Source organism: Enhygromyxa salina, from assembly GCF_002994635.1.
Classification (GTDB): domain Bacteria; phylum Myxococcota_A; class Polyangia; order Nannocystales; family Nannocystaceae; genus Plesiocystis; species Plesiocystis salina_B.
Genome location: NZ_PVNL01000111.1, coordinates 40,133 through 55,243, shown reverse-complemented (window position 1 = coordinate 55,243; position 15,111 = coordinate 40,133). Strand labels below are relative to the sequence as shown.

Genomic DNA, 15,111 nt, shown 5'->3' with positions numbered 1-15,111 from the left:
CCTACGAACCACAATCTAGCGGGTGAGCCTCGAGCACGACCTGCAAGCTCGCCTCGATCAGCGCCCGCGCGGTTGGAGTTGGTACGCTGAACCCCACGTGGATGTGTCCAGCCGCGACGTTGTGCGCGGCCTCGGCGTTGTAGAGCAGCCCGTGAAGCCCCAGGAAGCCCGACAAGAAGTTGCCGCTGGTGCCTTGATCGATCTGCACCGAGGTCGAGCCGAGCCCGAGCGCGGCGTCGCGGATCGCCTCGATGGGCAGCTGCGAGGGCAGCTGCTGGCCCTGGCGGTAGGTCGAGATCCCCGCCCAGCTGCGCGGCTCCACGCTGGCCTGGGTCGGTTGGGTCACCTCGCCGAACCGGTCGGAGGCCCAGTCGTCCGCCGGGTCCATGGTGCCACCGTCGTGCCCACCTTCGACCGCCTCGATCTCCCAGCCGATATCACCGCCGCGGCTGGTCGTGATCAGGATGACGGGCTCGTACTCGTCGACGATGCGCCAGAAGTCGGCCGAGGTGTCCTGATAGTCGACCTGTAGATCCGACTCTGGCGAGCCCACCGCGCCGGGGTCACCGAGCTGATCGTTGGTGGGGTCGCCATCGGGCGGGAACTCGGGGAAGAACGCGTAGACGTCGTAGCCGTGGCCCTGCCAGTTCTCGCCGGTCCAGCCGTCCGGGTTTTGCTCGGGGTTGCGACTCCACGGGCGGAGCATCTCGTTGGTCGGCGGCCAGTAGCCCATGATCACGACGTTGCGACGGCAGGTGTCTGCGTCGCCGTCTCCGTCTCCGTCTCCGGTGGTCTCGGTGGTCTGCGTGCTCTCGCCGTCGGTGCTTGTCGTGGCCTCGCTCGCGGCCGGGTCCGGTGAACCGCAGCTGGTCGCGCCGAGCAGGCCCAAGCTCGCGATCGAGAGGAAGACGCGTGAGAGGCCCTCGGTCCGCATGGTCCGCATGGTCCGCACTGTAGTCGCAAATCCGGTGCGTACCGATCAAGCTGACGCGCTCGGCTGCGAATCCGCGTGAGCAGCCAGCAGCGCGCGAGCGCAGGGCAGCACCAGGTCGCGCAGACCCTCGCGCTTCACACGACGACGCTCGTCGGCGGGCAGGCAGCCGGTCGCACGCAGCAGCGCGCGCTCGCTCGCGTCGAGCACCTCGATACGGCCGCTCGCCTCGAGCCTGAGCTCCACCGAGTCGAGCAGCGCCATCAAGCTCGCCGCAAACCCGGGCTCACGTCGCAGGCCCCACTGCACGAACCGCCAAGCCAGCGCGGCGTGCCGAGCTTCGTCGTCGGCGATCGCCTGCAGCGCGGCGGCGAGCTCGGGATCGTCACAGTGCTGGGCGACGGTGCCCAGCTCGAGCGCCGCCAGGGTCTCGCCGATGCAACCCTCGCGCACACAGGCGAGCAGCGTGTCGGTCAAGCTCGGGTCAGGCCGCGCCGCGCCGCGGGTATCGAGCGGACCAAACTCGAGCGTCTGCGCGCCGTGCTGACCGGCGAGCGCGAGCGCGAACTGGGCGTGGCGGACCTCGTCGGCCGCGGCCGCCAGCGCGTCCGCGACCAGCGACGCGGGGCATCCCAGCGCCTGCAGCCGCGCGGCGAACTGCGCGAAGCTGGCGATCGACGCGTGCTCCGCCCGAGCGCTAGCGGCCCAGCGCGCGGCGAGCTGCTCACGCACCCGCTCGGGCAGCCCCGCGCCGGCCGTCGCGGTCGGCCGAGCGAGCACGCGAAGCGCCGCCTGCCGCGAGACACCGCCAACCACGAACGGCCGGCCATCGGTGCCGCACTCTTCCTCGCCCTCGGCCAGCGTGCAGCACATGCCGTCGATCTCGTAGGGCCCGCAGTAGTCGACCGGCGCCTCGTAGATCATGTCGCCCTCGCAGTCCCACCACTCGGCGATGCAGTCGCCGTCTGGACAGATCTCCGCGCAGCTCTGCCCTGGCTGGGGCTCGACGCAGCCCCAGTAGAGGCCGCTCCAACAAATCCCATCTTCGAGCTCGATCGGGCACTCTGGATATTCGTCGAGGGTCGAGGTCTCGGTGTAGGTGACCGTGCACGCGCCGAGCGGCGGTAGATCCGGCTCGGGCGGAAGGTCGAACTTGACCGGCGGGGGCGGGGGCGGAGGCGGATCGGGATCGTCGGTTTCGGCGCCTTCGGTTCCGGTCGTGCCCGGTGTGGAACTGGTCGCCATGCCGGGATCGCTCGAGGTGCCATCGTCGAGGCTCGAGCCGCCGCCGCTAGGATCGGTGGTCACGCCACCGTCGTCGCCGTCGCTGATCACCGCCCCGCCGCAGGCCGGCAGCAGCAACGGCGAGACCAAGCCAAGGCTCGTGATGAGATACCGACGCAGCTGGTCTACGGGCGATCGCCTGGCCATGAGCCAGGTTATCGTATTGGGCCGCCGGGCGGCGGGTGCTCGCGCCAAAGCCCGATCTCACCCCGGACGCAGGCCCTGCGGGTGGCTGACCCACGGACTATTGGCGACCGCGAACCGCCACGGTCGCTCGAGGTCGGCCCGCGCGGCGAAGTCGATGCCAACCCGTGGGCCCATGAGCACGGCCGCGGGTGGCTCGCCCGGCAACACGCTCAAGCCGCCCGCGCGATACAGCGGATGACCCGACCAGCTGGTGTCGAGCTCGAGCGCCGCGCCGACCTTGCCCGGTCCCGCGAGCAAGGCGGCGCCCGACTTGCCCGCGCGACGGCGACGGATCTCATCGAGACCGGCGACCGGCTCACACGCGCGGATCAACACCGCCGACGCGCGACCAGGCTGCCCCGCCGAGATGTTGAGCATGTTGTGAATGCCGTAACAAAGATACACGTAGGCCCGTCCAGCGGGACCCCACATCGCGGCGTTGCGCTCGGTCTCGCCGAATCGGGCGTGGCTGGCGGTGTCCTCGGGGCCGGCGTAGGCCTCGACCTCCGTGATCGCGAGGATCACCCGGCCGCGCTTGATCCGGCAGCCGAGCAACCCACGCGCGAGCTCGTCGACGGGACGGGCAAAGAAGGACTGCGGGAGCGGGGGCATGGGACGGGATCAGCTACCACTGATCAGCTTCCACTGACCGACAGCGCCGGGATCCCGTCCCCACGTCTCAATTACCCTCAGAACTGAGCTCTGTGAGGAAGACCCGCCCCGAAGGTGCCCTCCTGTCGCATGGGGGCGAGCCCCGTGAGCCCAGCGGGAGGGCGGGGTCCGATGCCCTCAATTGACATCCACAGAGCGAATTGAGACGAACCCGAATGGACACCCGACTGATCGGCTTAATCACCGTGTTCTCGCTTGCTGGATGCTTCGCGGATCCAAACAGCGACTTCATGGACACGGGCACCTCGACGCAGACGACCGGGGATGGCGACGGCGACGGTGATCCGACCCAGGGCGACGGCGACGGTGATCCCACCCAGGGCGACGGCGACGGCGATCCCGCCGAGGGCGGCGACGACCCGCCATCGATCGAGAGCTTCGAGATCGACGGCTCCGGCTCGCCACCCAAGGTGCTGCAGTCCAAGGTCATCGAGCTCGTCGCGCACGCCAGCGATGATCTCGGCGTCGCGCAGGTCGAGTTCTTCGAGGACGGAGACAGCGTCGGGCTCGGCGCCGTCGATCCTCTCGATGCCACGCGCTTTGTCGCTCAGCGAGTCCTCAGCGGTGAAGGCGTTGACGGCGTCCATCAGTACACGGTGATCGTAACCGACACGACCGCCAACACGGCCGAGGCGGGCCCGATCCAGCTCGAGGTCGACGTCCCTGCCGCCGGAACCGTGATCTGGGAGCACACCATCGAGCAGAGCCCGTTGAGCGACGACCTGTTTGATTGCATGGTGACCGCCGACGGGGTCCTGGTGGTCGGCGGTGCGATCGGAAGTCAAGGAGCCGTTGGCTACGTCAACGCCGTGACGGGGAATCAGCAAGATGTCCGGCTGATCGGAGTCCCGAACATCGAGCAATGGCGCGTGTTTCGGATCGAGCCCGGACCTGCCAACCAGGGGGTCGTCGCGGGCCTGCAACAGTCGGCGCCCGGGCGGTTTGTCAGCGTCACCCGGCACAACGCGGCCGACAACCTCGTGTGGGACACGGGCCCGCTCAGGGAGTCGCAAGACATGTTTGCCCCGCTGATCGGGGCCATGGCGACCACCGGGGATGTCATCTATGTCAGCGTCGATCGCTACATGCTGCCCGCCGAGCTGATCATCTTGGACATGCAAGACGGCGACGAGCTGTGCGCGGCCTCGCCACCTGGTGTGACCAACATCGACGCCATGTTCGTGCTCACCGGCGGCGACGTCATCAGCTTGGGCCGCCAAAACGGCCAGCCGTGGGTCGCCCGCTACACCAACACATGCGAAGAAGTGTGGAGCCTGACCACCGACGCCGGTCAGTACACCAGCGGGTGGATGACCGAGAGCGGCACGGTGCTCGCGGCTGGGTGGGCGACCGTGCCCGATCCCGCCGGGCCGATGGACGGGATCCTGCGCGAGTTCAACGAGAACGGTGACCTCGGCGCGTCAACTCTGTTCGATCGCGCGAACGGGCGCGACCTGTGGAACGGTGTCGCCCAGACGCCAACCGGTAAGATCGTCTTGGCCGGTGAGTCGGGCGACACCGACTCGCAGACGCAAGCCGGGTTCTACGTCCGGGCTGAGCAACCGGCGGGGACCCTGGCCTGGGAGCACGGGCCTGTGCACGGATCCTCCAACAATCGCGACCGAGCCGCGGCGGTTTGCCTCGACCTCGCGGGCAACACCTTCGTGGTCGGCAACCTGTCGCAGAACGTCAGCAACCAGGACTGGCACATCGTGCGCTTCGCCCCCTGACCTTCTGATCGGGCTATTCAGCCACCGATCAACTTCCGAGCGCAGCCCGGCGACCAAGCCACTGACTAACGTCGCGGGGATCCCGGTCCCGATGTCTCACCAGTGCCGGCGGTCGGCGTCGGCGAAGATCTGATCAGGGTTGCCAAGATCCACGGGCGCCGGCGGCTCGGGGTCGAGCGTGGCGGCGTCGATGCCGAGCGGCGCGGGCGGATACTCGCCAGCGTCGCCCGCTCGCTCGGGCGCGTCGACCTCGAGCGGCAGCGGATCGGGGTCACACGGGATCGGGTTGGGCACTTGCAGCGAGAGCTCGCTGGCCTCGAGCAGCTCGATGAGCGCGTCGATCTCCTGATCGTCGAGGTCTTCGTCTTCGAGCAGTTCGTGGATCTCGGCGTCTTGTAGACCGTCGACTTCGAGTTGCTCGAAGGACTCGTCCATGCAGCCAGAGATCAGGAGGCACGCGAGCAAGGGAGCCAGGGTGCGGAGAATTTTCGATGAGCTGAGCATGATGTCGGTCTCGCCAGGTTGGCGGCGGTTGGTTGGCGCGCCGCTGTGCAAGGCCGGGACCAAGTTGAAGCCTCGTGCTCGAGAGATCGAGTTGTTAGGTTGCGTCCGCAGGCTTGTCGCGATCTGATCGACGACACCGTCGGGAAAATTTGTGAGCGGCTTCGCGGTCGCGATCGCGGGCTCCCGCCAGCTGCGAAGCTCAGCGAGAACGCTCACGAACAACACCCTCAGAACCGCGTTCTGTGAGGAAAACACGGCCACGAAGGTGGTCGCCACGCCCGGCGGGGGGCGAGCCCCGTAGCCACAGCCCCTGCCCTACTCGGTGAACTCGATCTCGGGCTCGCGCTCCCTGAACGCGTTGAGCTCGGGCGACTGGTAGCGGCCGTAGTCGATCGCCCACGGGGTCGCCTTCACCTCGCCGTTGGTCCGGGTAATCGTCAGCGCCATCGGCCGCACGTCGCGGTAGTTGGAGTCGGCCGGGATGTCGTCGTTGTCGATCCCGCCGGCCGAGAACACGGTCAGCAACCGAATATCGTCGTCGCGGTAGACCGACTTGAACCCGGCGTTGACCTTCTCGTGGCCGCGCAGCATCAGGTTGCAGCCGAGCCGGCTCATGAACGAGCGGAACTGCTTGCGGCCGAACGGGAACCGGGCGCTGGCCGCCTGCAGATCCTCGGGGATCACGTCGGCGCGGCTGGGGTCGCTCCACAGCATCTGGAACCGAATGTCGGGATCGTTGAGCGTGGACATGTCCTGCCAGCGCTCGCGGATCAGCGCGTCGCGGGGGATCCCGGCGTGGACGAACAACATGCGATCGTGGATCAACATGTTGGGCATCGAGTCGAAGAACTTGAGGTAGCGCTCGAACACCTCGTCGGGCACATGGTTGACCAGCGAGTTGATCGCCTCGGCCGGGCGCACGCCGCCGTAGACCCGGCCTTGATACTCGATGTAGTACTCGTGGTTGCCGCGCAGCACGTAGACGTGCTCGGGCACGGTCAGCAGCAGCTTGAGCACGGTCCGCAGGATCCCGTTGTACGAGAACCGCCCGCGGTCGATGTAGTCGCCGAGCAGCACCAGCTTGATCTCGGGGTTGTTGGCCGGATCGGCGCGGTAGCGCTTGACCTTCTCCATGAAGTCGGCCTGCATCAAGGCGCCCTTTAGGCACGAGTAGCAGCCGTGCAGATCGCCGAGCACGATCAGCTCGAAGTCGCGGTCGCTGGGCGGGACCACGTGGACGTGGCCATCGAGGAACCCGGGCGCGCCAAACTCGAAGTCGTCGACCGAGGCGGCGCCGCTGAGCTTGCCCGCACCCTGGGCGCGCAGGCCGTCCCAGTAGGCCTGCGCCTGATCGAGGACCGCGACGTCGGCGTCGATCTGCTTGCGGATCTTGCCGGGGTCGGCGGAGTAGTGGTGCTCGAAGCTGGTGAAGAAGGGATGGTTCTCGGTCCGCGGCTGCAGCTCGATTGGCTGCTGCAGCTCGACCTCGTCGCCGACCACGTCCTCGTCGCCGACCATGGGATCCTGATCGAGCAGGGCCGCGAGCTCGTTGCGAAACTTGACCTCTTCGGGGTGCACGACCCCGTCGGCGCCAATGAACTCGTCGACGACCCCGAGCAGGGCCTCGCGGTTGTCGGCGTCGAGATCCTTGAACATCTCGAACGCGCGCAGCTTGAGCTTGGACTTGACGAACTCGCCGACGTCCTCGCCGTCGGCCACGGCCTCGGTGAACAGCTCCTTGACCTCCCGATCGATCTGCTGAAACACCTCGACGTAGTGCTCGTGCTCGCGCTCGATCGCCTCGAACCGGGCCTCGGCGGACAGCTCGGCGCCGTGGCGCTCGTCGATCCGGGTGGTCACGACCTTGCGCAGGTACGCGCGCACGAACGCCTTCTCGCTGAGGTCGAATTCACTGTCGATGTAGCCGCAGGTGGTGAGGTAGAAGATGACGGCCTCAATCTGCTGCTCGGCAATAGCGGGATCCAAGGAGAGCTTGATCATCGGCGTGTTCCTGTGGGGGGACCGGCGCGCAGGGCTGTGACGGCGCCCGGCCTCGGGTGGGCCCGGCCGGAGCATAACCGCCAGATCGGCAGCGTGGGCCGCATCGAGAGCGCGTTGTGCGAGAACAGGCGGCCAGCCGGTCCCCACGCGCGCGGCGCAACCCCAGGACGACCCCAAACCTGGCGCGACGCCACCATCCAGATTGCGGTAGCCTCCGGACCGTGCGCTGCCACGCCTTCCAGCTCCCCTCGGAGGTGTACCGTGAGCTCGAGGCCCAGATCCTCGAGGCGTTGGCCAGCGCGAGCCTCGAGCAGCTTGGCTACCTGCTCGCCGATCACGACCTCGAGATCGAGCTGCTCAGCGGCGAGTGGCGGGTCTTGTTCGAGGTGAGCGAGGACATCGCGTATCAGGTCGTCGATCTGAACGAGCGCCGCACACGAATGGCGGTTTCGCCCGATGAGCTCGCGGAGTTCGTCGAGATGCTGCGCGATCCCGAGCGGCAGCGCGCGTGGACGCCGATCAGCTTTGGCCTGGCCGAGCTCGTCGACGCGCTGCCACAGGGGATGGACCTGGTTGGGTTGGTGGTCGTCGAGGAAGACGACGACTGGCTGTGGAGCGAGTCGACCCACGAGATCATCGCGATTCGCCCCGAGGTCTACGCGCTGATCGAGCCGCACATGCGCCAGCTCGTTGAGATCGGGGACTACGGCGCGCTCGCGCGCCTGGCTGGCGACCACTCCGAAGGCGCGATCGAGTTCTCCAACGAGCGCTGGTTTCAGCTCGGCCAGGGCATCGTGCAGCACGCTCCAGAGCTGATCCCGGTGATCGAGGCCACGCTCTCGCCGCCCGGGGTCTACACCAGCATCCGTGAGGCGCTGTCGCGGGTCGCGGATCCACGCACCCAGCCCAGCCTGGACGCGTGGCTGCGCGTGCACTCGGGCGGGCATCAGTACGGCCTGTTCTTTCGCGACATTCGTCGCGAAGTGGAGTAGTGGTGATGCCCAAGCGAGCGCAGCGGTGAGCGGGGGCCGAGGGGCCGCGTCGTTGCGTCGAGAGATCCGTGATCGGGCCCGGCGCGAGCGGCTAGCGACGACCCTACAAGCCCTCGGGGACACCGAGGCCGGCCGCGAATTCGGGCTGCTGCGGCTCGATAGCTTCGAGGACTTCCGGGCCACGGTGCCCCTGCTCGACCCGATCACCCACGCCGAGCAGGTCACGGCGCGGCTCGGGTTTGGGCTCGATGAGTTCGACGCCGAGACGCTCAGCGCAGCCAACGTCGAGCGGGCGGCCGTGCGCGCGGCCTGGGTCGAGCGGCTCGGCGGCGCGCGACCCCGGCGGATCGCGGTGCTGCACGCGGCGGCCGATGATCTCCTGGTCGAGCGGATGCGCCTCGATGATCTGCGGACCCTCGGTGACGCCGTCGAGCTGCTGCGGATCAACACCATGCCCCGCGATCCCGACCAGCTGATCGACGATCTCCGTCGGTTCCGCGCGGACCTGGTGTTGATGCCCAGCCTCGCAACCTGCGGGTGGCTCGAGCAGATCATTCGCCAGCCGCTCGAGCGCAAGCTGCCGCAGCTGCGCTGGCTGATGGCGGAGCACGATCTCGACGAGCGCGTGCGCAGCCGACTCCCGGTGATCAACGCGGGGTGGTTGCACGGGGCCGGGCGCGTGGGCCTGCCAGCCCGACAGGCACCGCACGATGCGTTCACGCTGGCGGTCCGCAGCAGCTTGATCGAGCTGCTGCCCCACGGCGATCCCGAGAATGATCGCCGGCAGCAGCTGGCCGAGCGCACGGTCCTGCCCGAGGCGGCGATCCTCGGCGAGCGCTACGAGCTGGTGCTGAGCTCACCGCTGGGATTTCTGCGGCTCCGCAGCGGGCTGCACGTGCGCGTGGTCGGGTTCACCAAGCCCGAGCTCGGCGTCGCGTCGGCGTACTCGTTGCCGTGTCCGCGGGTCGTGCGACTGCCCCCGCCGCCGGCCGACGCCGCGCTCGAGGGCGTGACGCTGACCGGCGCATGGTTGACGGCCAGCGTGCGCCAGGCGTTCCTGCCCGAGGATCCCGCGTTGATCGCCGCCGAGATCGCCGCCGATCCCGACGCCATGGACGTCTCGGGTCGCGCGTCGCGGACGGGGCTGGATCCCTTCATCGACACCGAGCTCGGCGCGAGTCGGGCGGGCTCGCGCCGCCGCGGGCCCAAGCCCCGCGCGCTGGTCGTGCGGCTCGAGGTCCAGGGCCAGGCCGCGCCCGCGTTCTCCATGCAGATCGCCGAGCGCATCGACCTGGATCTGCGCCGTCGCTCGGGCGCCTACGACTGGCTGCGGACCGCCGACGAGCTGTGGGAGCCGCGGGTCGTGATCGCCAAGTCGGGCACCGCTCGCAAGTCCCGCGAGCGACGGATCCGCTCACTGTGGGGATCGGTCGAGCGCCCAGTCGTGCAGATGGCCTGACCCATGCGCCAGCGAATCCTGGACCACGCCGAGGCGCAGCTGTTGAAGTACGGGTACAAGGCCCTGCGGGTCGACGACCTCGCGCGGGCGGCCGGGATCAGCAAGCGCACCCTCTACGAGCAGTTCCTCACCAAGCACGACATCGCCCACGACGCGCTCGCGGGGCGGCTCGATCGCCTGGCGCGGGCGATCGATCGGGCCAGCCGACGTCGGCCCCGAGACGAGCCCGCGCAGCTGCTCGAGATCGCCACGCTGATCTGGCAGGCCGACGGCGAGGCCCGGCCAAAATTTTTTGTGGAGCTCGAGCCCACGCCGCTGGCCGAGCTCGTCGACACGTTTCGCACGCGCAGCGCCGCCGCGGTGGATCGCGTGATCCGCTCGGGGATCAAGCATGGCCAGTTTCGGAAAGATCTCGATCCAGGCCTGGCTCGACGGGTGCTCCTCGCCGGCCTCGCGACGCTCGCCCCCCCCGAGCGACCCCCGCCCGGCGGCTCGCCCGAGCGACCCGATCAGGCGATCGCCGCGATCCTCGACGTGATCCTGCATGGGCTGAGCGCCGTGTGATCCGCCGCAACTCGTGGCCCGCGCGAATGTGCGACGCATGCCCGCGATGAGCTTCATCTTCGAGCCCGACGTCCTCGCCCGCATTGCCAAAGACGCGCTCGGCCAGCCGCTCGAGGTCATGGTCGAGCAGATCGCCGAGCAGCTCGAGCGCGAGTACCCCGGGCACATCCGCGATGATCGTGAGTGGGTGCTCAACAACGCCGGCGGGGCGATGGGCATGATGACCGTGCTGCACGCCTCGATCACCGAGTACGTGATCATCTTTGGCACCCCGATCGGGACCGAGGGGCACACGGGCAGGTTCTGGGCGGAGGACTACTTCTTCATCCTCGAGGGCGAGCAGTGGGCCTACTCCGAGGCGTCGCCGGTCAAGGAGATCTACCGACCGGGCGACCTGCATGTGCTCCCGCAGGGGGTCGCGCAGGGCTATCGCATGCCGGATCGCTGCTTCGCGCTCGAGTACGCCCGCGGCTTCATTCCGGCGATGCTGCCGTTCGGGCTGGCCGATACGATGTTCGGCACGCTCGACTGGCGCACGCTGGGGCGCACGCTGAGCAAGTATGGCGCCAGCTCGATCAAAGAGCTGATGCAGGGCAAGATCTGAGGTCCGACCAGCCTACCCAGGGGTGACGCCGGGCGACGCCGCCTGGACCGACCACTCCCAGCTGTCGAGCAGCACCAGCGAGTCCCACACGCTGTCGGCGGAGTCCCAGATCACAAACCGGATCTCCATGGTCTCGCCGGGCGTGACGTTGCCCGACATCGTCAGCCAGCCAGTGCCGCCGCCCGCGTCGTTGTTGTTGTTGCAGGCCGCCGCGGCGGCGTCGAAGCCCGTGCCGAGCAGCCCGAGCTCACTGACGCAGCCGTTGTAGGGCACGTTGGGTCCGCCCGCGCAGCCGATGTTGCCGTTGTCGCACTGGGTGAACAGGCCCGGCGCCGCCGACACCAGGTTCACGCCGACCGGCCAGGTGTTGTTGCCCTGGGCGTAGATCGCAATGTTCTTGTCGTTCGGGTTGCCGTTGTCGGTCGAGTTGACCAGCGTCACGAACATGTCGTTGAAGGCCGTGCACACGTACTCGGGGTACTCGGCCGAGAAGAAGTACATCTTGGTCGAGAACGAGTTGGCGTTGGTGGGCACGCGCACCCGGACCTTGAACATCACCGAGTCGAACGCGGTGGTGCTGCCGGGGCCTGGGCAGCCGGGCGCGTTGGGGAACTGACCGCCGTTGGCCGCGACCCAGTCGGCGGGCGCGGGCACGTCGGAGCCAGCGCCCATGTCCTGGCCGGTCTCGAACGCGAAGTAGCTGGGGTTGACCGCGCCGGGGTACGACGCGTAGCCGCTCGACATCACCGCGAGCCGCTGCCCCTTCTGCGGCAAGTTGTTGGTGCCGAACTGCGGGCGGATCGAGCGGGAGTTGGCGTTGGGTGAGCCGCTGTCGTTGGCCCGCCGCAAGAACGCGCTGATGACACCCCAGATCCGGTTGCTCAGCTGCGGGTTCTCGGTGGTGAACTGGCACAGATCAACGGCCCGGGCGTAGTCGAGCGCGTTGTTGGAGTTGCTGGCCAGCCCGTTGTCGCACAGCGGGATCGGGTTATCGATGACGCCGTCGCAGTCGTCGTCGACGTTGTTGCCCGCGACCTCGAACGCGCCGCGGTTGACGAGCGCGGGGGTCGAGCAGTCCGGGCTGACCTGGTCGCAGCAGTCGTTGTCGCACACGCCCCAGCCGTCGCCGTCGAGGTCGGGGTTCTCGTCGACCTGCCCGTTGCAGTTCTCGTCCATGCCGTTCGAGCAGATCTCGACCGCGGGGATGACCTGGCCGAGGCACGCGCCGTAGCCCGTGCCCATCATGTTGCAGGTCCGCGTGCCCGCGTGGCACAGGCCAACGCCCTCCGTGTTGCCCGGGAACCCGGTGTAGCAAGCGATCTCCTCACCTGGGACGCACGCGCACATGGCCTGGGTCTCGCAACCGTCCATGATGTTGCCGTTGCAGTCGTTCCAGTTGCCCTCGCAGTCGCCCATGTCACAGCCGCCCATGGTGCACAGGTCTTCGGCGTTGGGGAAGTCGGGGCAGAGGTTGTCACACTCGCCGCAGTTCTCGGGATCGTCGGCCAGGTTCTCACACTCGCCACCGCAGCAGGAGAACCCGTTCTGACACGGTTGCTGATCCGTACAGCCCGGGTTGCAGTCGCCGGCCTCGCAGACCGACCCGAGCGGGCAGTCCTGATCCTCGACGCAGCCCGTACACGTGTTGGAGTTGACGTCGCAGACCAGCGGGTCGGGGCAGTCTTCGTCCTCGATGCAGCCGACCACGCAGTCGTTGTCGGGGCTGCAGTACTGGCCGACGTCACAGATGTCGTTCTGGGGCGTGCACGGCCAGCACTCGCCCGCGTCGCAGATCGGGTTGTTCGCGTCGGGGCAGTCGGCGTCGGTCATGCACGGCGCGTCGCCGTCGCCATCGCCGTCTCCGTCGCCAGAGTCGCCGTCACCGGGATCCCCGTCGCCGTCGCCGGGATCCCCGTCACCGTCGCCGGAATTCCCATTGGTCTCACCGCTCTCGCCGCTGTTGCTGTCGCCGTCACCGTCGCCGTCGCCGTCGCCGGTGTTGGTCTCGCCGGCGCTGAAGCCCCCCGTGGCCGTCACGTCGTCGCCACTGCAAGCAGCCAGAGTCAACAGGGACACGCAGACAATTCCAAGGGTACGACGCTCCATGTCGGTATCCTAGGACAGTTCCGCCCTGCGCTTCCACAAGAATCGGCGAGCGCGTAGTTTCAGCTGGCTGCGCGCATGCGCCCGCGGTTGCGTGGCCTCGGGGCCGCGTGCGACTCTCGCCGACCTTTGGGCGCGCCCTCCTGCGCGACACCACAACAACCCACGAGTGACAAGCACATGCGAATGATCCTGGTTGGCCCCCCGGGGGCCGGAAAAGGCACACAAGCCGCCCGTCTGGTCGAGACTTACGCGATCCCGCATATCTCCACCGGCGACATGTTCCGCGCCGCGGTCAAGGCGGGCACCGAGCTGGGCAAGCGGGCCGACGAGTACATGCAGCAGGGCGCGCTGGTCCCGGACAGCCTGGTGATCGACATGGTGCTCGAGCGCATCCAGCAGCCGGACTGCGCCAGCGGGTTCATGCTCGACGGGTTTCCGCGGACCACCCCCCAGGCCCAGGCGCTCGACCAGGCCCTGTCGGCTGCCGGCATCGAGCTCGACGCCGTGGTCTTGATCGAGGTCCCCGACGAGCTGATCGAGGACCGCATCATCCACCGGCGCCAGGACCCCGAGACCGGCGCGATCTACCACCTGATCAACAACCCCCCGACCGACGAGGCCGTGCGCGCGCGCCTGGTCCACCGCAAGGACGACACGGCCGAGGCCTGCCGAGCGCGGCTGGAGAAGTACCACGCGGAGACCGCGCCAATCGTCCCCTTCTACGGCGCGAAGGGCCTGCTCAAGCGTGTCGATGGGGTCGGCTCGCCCGACGACGTCGAGGTCCGCATCAAGGCCGCCCTCGCCTGACCTCGCCCCCCGCATCAGGGAGGGGCGAGTTGGCGGCCGACACCGGATGAGCCACGCTGTCGCGCATGACCGAGTCCGCGGTGATCGGAGCGTTCGAGCTCGGCCCCCAGTGGCCGACCTTCGACCCCTTCTTGTTCTGCGTTCATCACGATGACCGCTACCCGGCCGGCGACGACCGGCTCGGGCCAAAGGCCAGCCTCGAGGGGCGCAAGATCGGCATGGACTTCGCCGGCAAAGACGGCTGGCGCATGTATCACGGCGACGTCGTGCCTGGGTTCCCGCAGCACCCCCACCGGGGGTTCGAGACCGTGACCCTCGCCCGGCGTGGGTACATCGATCACTCCGACTCGCTCGGCGCCAAGGCCCGATTCGGTCACGGCGACTGCCAGTGGATGACCGCCGGCCGCGGGATCGTCCACTCGGAGATGTTTCCGCTGATCAACCGGGACCAGCCCAACCCGACCGAGCTGTTTCAGATCTGGTTGAACCTGCCCAGCCAGGACAAGCTCGTCGATCCCTACTTTACGATGTTGTGGGAGCCGCTGATCCCCAAGCCCCGGTTTACCGACGCCAACGGCCGGGTCACCCAGGTCGCGGTCGTGGCTGGGCAGATCGGTGAGCACCGCGGGCCGCCGCCGCCGCCCAGCTCATGGGCGGCGCGACCGGACTCGGACGTCGCGATCTGGACCCTGCGGATGCAGCCGGGGGCGATTTGGACGCTGCCGGCCGCCGGCGCTGGGGTGAACCGTACGCTGTACTTCTTTGCCGGGGGGTCGATCCGTATTGATGGGGCGAACTTGGATCGGCACGCGGGGATTCGGGTGCGGCCGGAGGTCGAGCTGCTGCTGGAGAATGGCGACGCTGAGGCTGAGTTGCTGGTGCTGCAGGGCCGGCCGATCGACGAGCCGGTTGCCCAGCACGGGCCGTTTGTCATGAACACGCGCGAGGAGATCCAGCAGGCGATGGCGGACTTTCGTCGGGACGGCTACGGCGGCTGGCCGTGGGCCAGCGCCGACCCGGTGCACGGGCGCGAGCAGGGGCGGTTTGCGGTGCATGCGGATGGGCGTGAGGAGGTGGGGGGGTAGGTTGGCGAGGTTCTGTTTCGCTGTGGCTGCTAGCCTCCTGAGCAGAGCTTCAGGGATTCGAAGTGTCACAATGCGCTCCGCGACGTCTCGAGGCCCTTCGACGAACATTGAGGACGAGTCGTGCAGCCCAAACGTCACTGCTGGCAGATCATGGCCCTCGCAAGCGACCAGGACATCGTAGAACCA

General features: G+C 68.3%; 13 protein-coding genes. 7 read left to right on the top strand and 6 right to left on the bottom strand.

Annotated elements, in window-relative coordinates:
- Position 1: 1 nt before the first annotated feature.
- The 3 genes from ENSA7_RS27665 to ENSA7_RS27655 are packed head-to-tail and all read right to left on the bottom strand — an operon-like array spanning position 2 to position 3,013.
- The gene (locus ENSA7_RS27665; protein ID WP_106092366.1) at positions 2-943 is read right to left on the bottom strand and encodes a hypothetical protein; all 942 of its coding nucleotides are present in this window, start codon (positions 941-943) and stop codon (positions 2-4) included.
- 36 nt (positions 944-979) lie between these two features.
- Positions 980-2,362, bottom strand: coding sequence for a ferritin-like domain-containing protein (locus ENSA7_RS27660; RefSeq protein WP_146158205.1), 1,383 nt, complete (start codon positions 2,360-2,362; stop codon positions 980-982).
- Positions 2,363-2,419: 57 nt separating this feature from the next.
- Positions 2,420-3,013, bottom strand: a complete 594-nt coding sequence (locus ENSA7_RS27655; protein WP_106092364.1) for a DNA-3-methyladenine glycosylase — start codon at positions 3,011-3,013, stop codon at positions 2,420-2,422.
- A 215-nt stretch (positions 3,014-3,228) separates the two neighbouring features.
- On the opposite strand from ENSA7_RS27655, the gene ENSA7_RS27645 reads away from it, so the two are divergent.
- A complete protein-coding gene (locus ENSA7_RS27645) occupies positions 3,229-4,803 on the top strand; it encodes an Ig-like domain-containing protein (RefSeq protein WP_181234179.1) in 1,575 nt (524 codons plus the stop codon).
- 96 nt (positions 4,804-4,899) lie between these two features.
- Here the strand turns inward: ENSA7_RS27645 and ENSA7_RS27640 are convergent, their stop codons facing one another.
- Together ENSA7_RS27640 and ENSA7_RS27635 are read right to left on the bottom strand one after the other, a co-directional pair.
- Positions 4,900-5,523 carry a hypothetical protein gene (locus ENSA7_RS27640; protein WP_146158204.1) on the bottom strand — a complete coding sequence of 208 codons (624 nt, stop codon included), beginning with the start codon at positions 5,521-5,523 and terminating at the stop codon, positions 4,900-4,902.
- 99 nt (positions 5,524-5,622) lie between these two features.
- Positions 5,623-7,308, bottom strand: a complete 1,686-nt coding sequence (locus ENSA7_RS27635) for a metallophosphoesterase family protein (RefSeq protein WP_106092360.1) — start codon at positions 7,306-7,308, stop codon at positions 5,623-5,625.
- 221 nt (positions 7,309-7,529) lie between these two features.
- Between ENSA7_RS27635 and ENSA7_RS27630 the strand changes: the two genes are divergently transcribed.
- From ENSA7_RS27630 to ENSA7_RS27615, 4 genes are read left to right on the top strand one after another with little or no spacing between them, the layout of a single operon-like run.
- Positions 7,530-8,300, top strand: coding sequence for a hypothetical protein (locus ENSA7_RS27630; protein WP_106092359.1), 771 nt, complete (start codon positions 7,530-7,532; stop codon positions 8,298-8,300).
- 25 nt (positions 8,301-8,325) lie between these two features.
- Positions 8,326-9,759 (top strand): GH3 auxin-responsive promoter family protein, encoded by a 1,434-nt coding sequence (locus tag ENSA7_RS27625; RefSeq protein ID WP_146158203.1) that lies wholly within the window; start codon positions 8,326-8,328, stop codon positions 9,757-9,759.
- A 3-nt stretch (positions 9,760-9,762) separates the two neighbouring features.
- A complete protein-coding gene (locus ENSA7_RS27620; RefSeq protein WP_106092357.1) occupies positions 9,763-10,323 on the top strand; it encodes a TetR/AcrR family transcriptional regulator in 561 nt (186 codons plus the stop codon).
- A 46-nt stretch (positions 10,324-10,369) separates the two neighbouring features.
- On the top strand, positions 10,370-10,927 hold the full coding sequence (locus ENSA7_RS27615; RefSeq protein WP_181234178.1) for an ERG2 family protein: 558 nt from the start codon (positions 10,370-10,372) through the stop codon (positions 10,925-10,927).
- Between the two features lie 12 nt (positions 10,928-10,939).
- Here the strand turns inward: ENSA7_RS27615 and ENSA7_RS27610 are convergent, their stop codons facing one another.
- A complete protein-coding gene (locus ENSA7_RS27610; protein WP_181234177.1) occupies positions 10,940-13,003 on the bottom strand; it encodes a choice-of-anchor L domain-containing protein in 2,064 nt (687 codons plus the stop codon).
- Positions 13,004-13,210: 207 nt separating this feature from the next.
- Here ENSA7_RS27610 and ENSA7_RS27600 point away from each other — a divergent pair, with 207 nt between their 5' ends.
- Positions 13,211-13,840, top strand: coding sequence for an adenylate kinase (locus ENSA7_RS27600; RefSeq protein ID WP_106092353.1), 630 nt, complete (start codon positions 13,211-13,213; stop codon positions 13,838-13,840).
- Positions 13,841-13,905: 65 nt separating this feature from the next.
- Positions 13,906-14,925 (top strand): pirin family protein, encoded by a 1,020-nt coding sequence (locus ENSA7_RS27595; RefSeq protein ID WP_106092352.1) that lies wholly within the window; start codon positions 13,906-13,908, stop codon positions 14,923-14,925.
- Positions 14,926-15,111 lie beyond the last annotated feature (186 nt).

Bases quoted from the DNA above. Each gene is read 5' to 3' on its own strand.
- ENSA7_RS27655 (WP_106092364.1), bottom strand. From the start codon at position 3,013: ATGCCCCCGCTCCCGCAGTCCTTCTTTGCCCGTCCCGTCGACGAGCTC.
- ENSA7_RS27645 (WP_181234179.1), top strand. From the start codon at position 3,229: ATGGACACCCGACTGATCGGCTTAATCACCGTGTTCTCGCTTGCTGGA.
- ENSA7_RS27665 (WP_106092366.1), bottom strand. From the start codon at position 943: ATGCGGACCATGCGGACCGAGGGCCTCTCACGCGTCTTCCTCTCGATC.
- ENSA7_RS27635 (WP_106092360.1), bottom strand. From the start codon at position 7,308: ATGATCAAGCTCTCCTTGGATCCCGCTATTGCCGAGCAGCAGATTGAG.
- ENSA7_RS27615 (WP_181234178.1), top strand. From the start codon at position 10,370: ATGAGCTTCATCTTCGAGCCCGACGTCCTCGCCCGCATTGCCAAAGAC.
- ENSA7_RS27660 (WP_146158205.1), bottom strand. From the start codon at position 2,362: ATGGCCAGGCGATCGCCCGTAGACCAGCTGCGTCGGTATCTCATCACG.
- ENSA7_RS27595 (WP_106092352.1), top strand. From the start codon at position 13,906: ATGACCGAGTCCGCGGTGATCGGAGCGTTCGAGCTCGGCCCCCAGTGG.
- ENSA7_RS27600 (WP_106092353.1), top strand. From the start codon at position 13,211: ATGCGAATGATCCTGGTTGGCCCCCCGGGGGCCGGAAAAGGCACACAA.
- ENSA7_RS27620 (WP_106092357.1), top strand. From the start codon at position 9,763: ATGCGCCAGCGAATCCTGGACCACGCCGAGGCGCAGCTGTTGAAGTAC.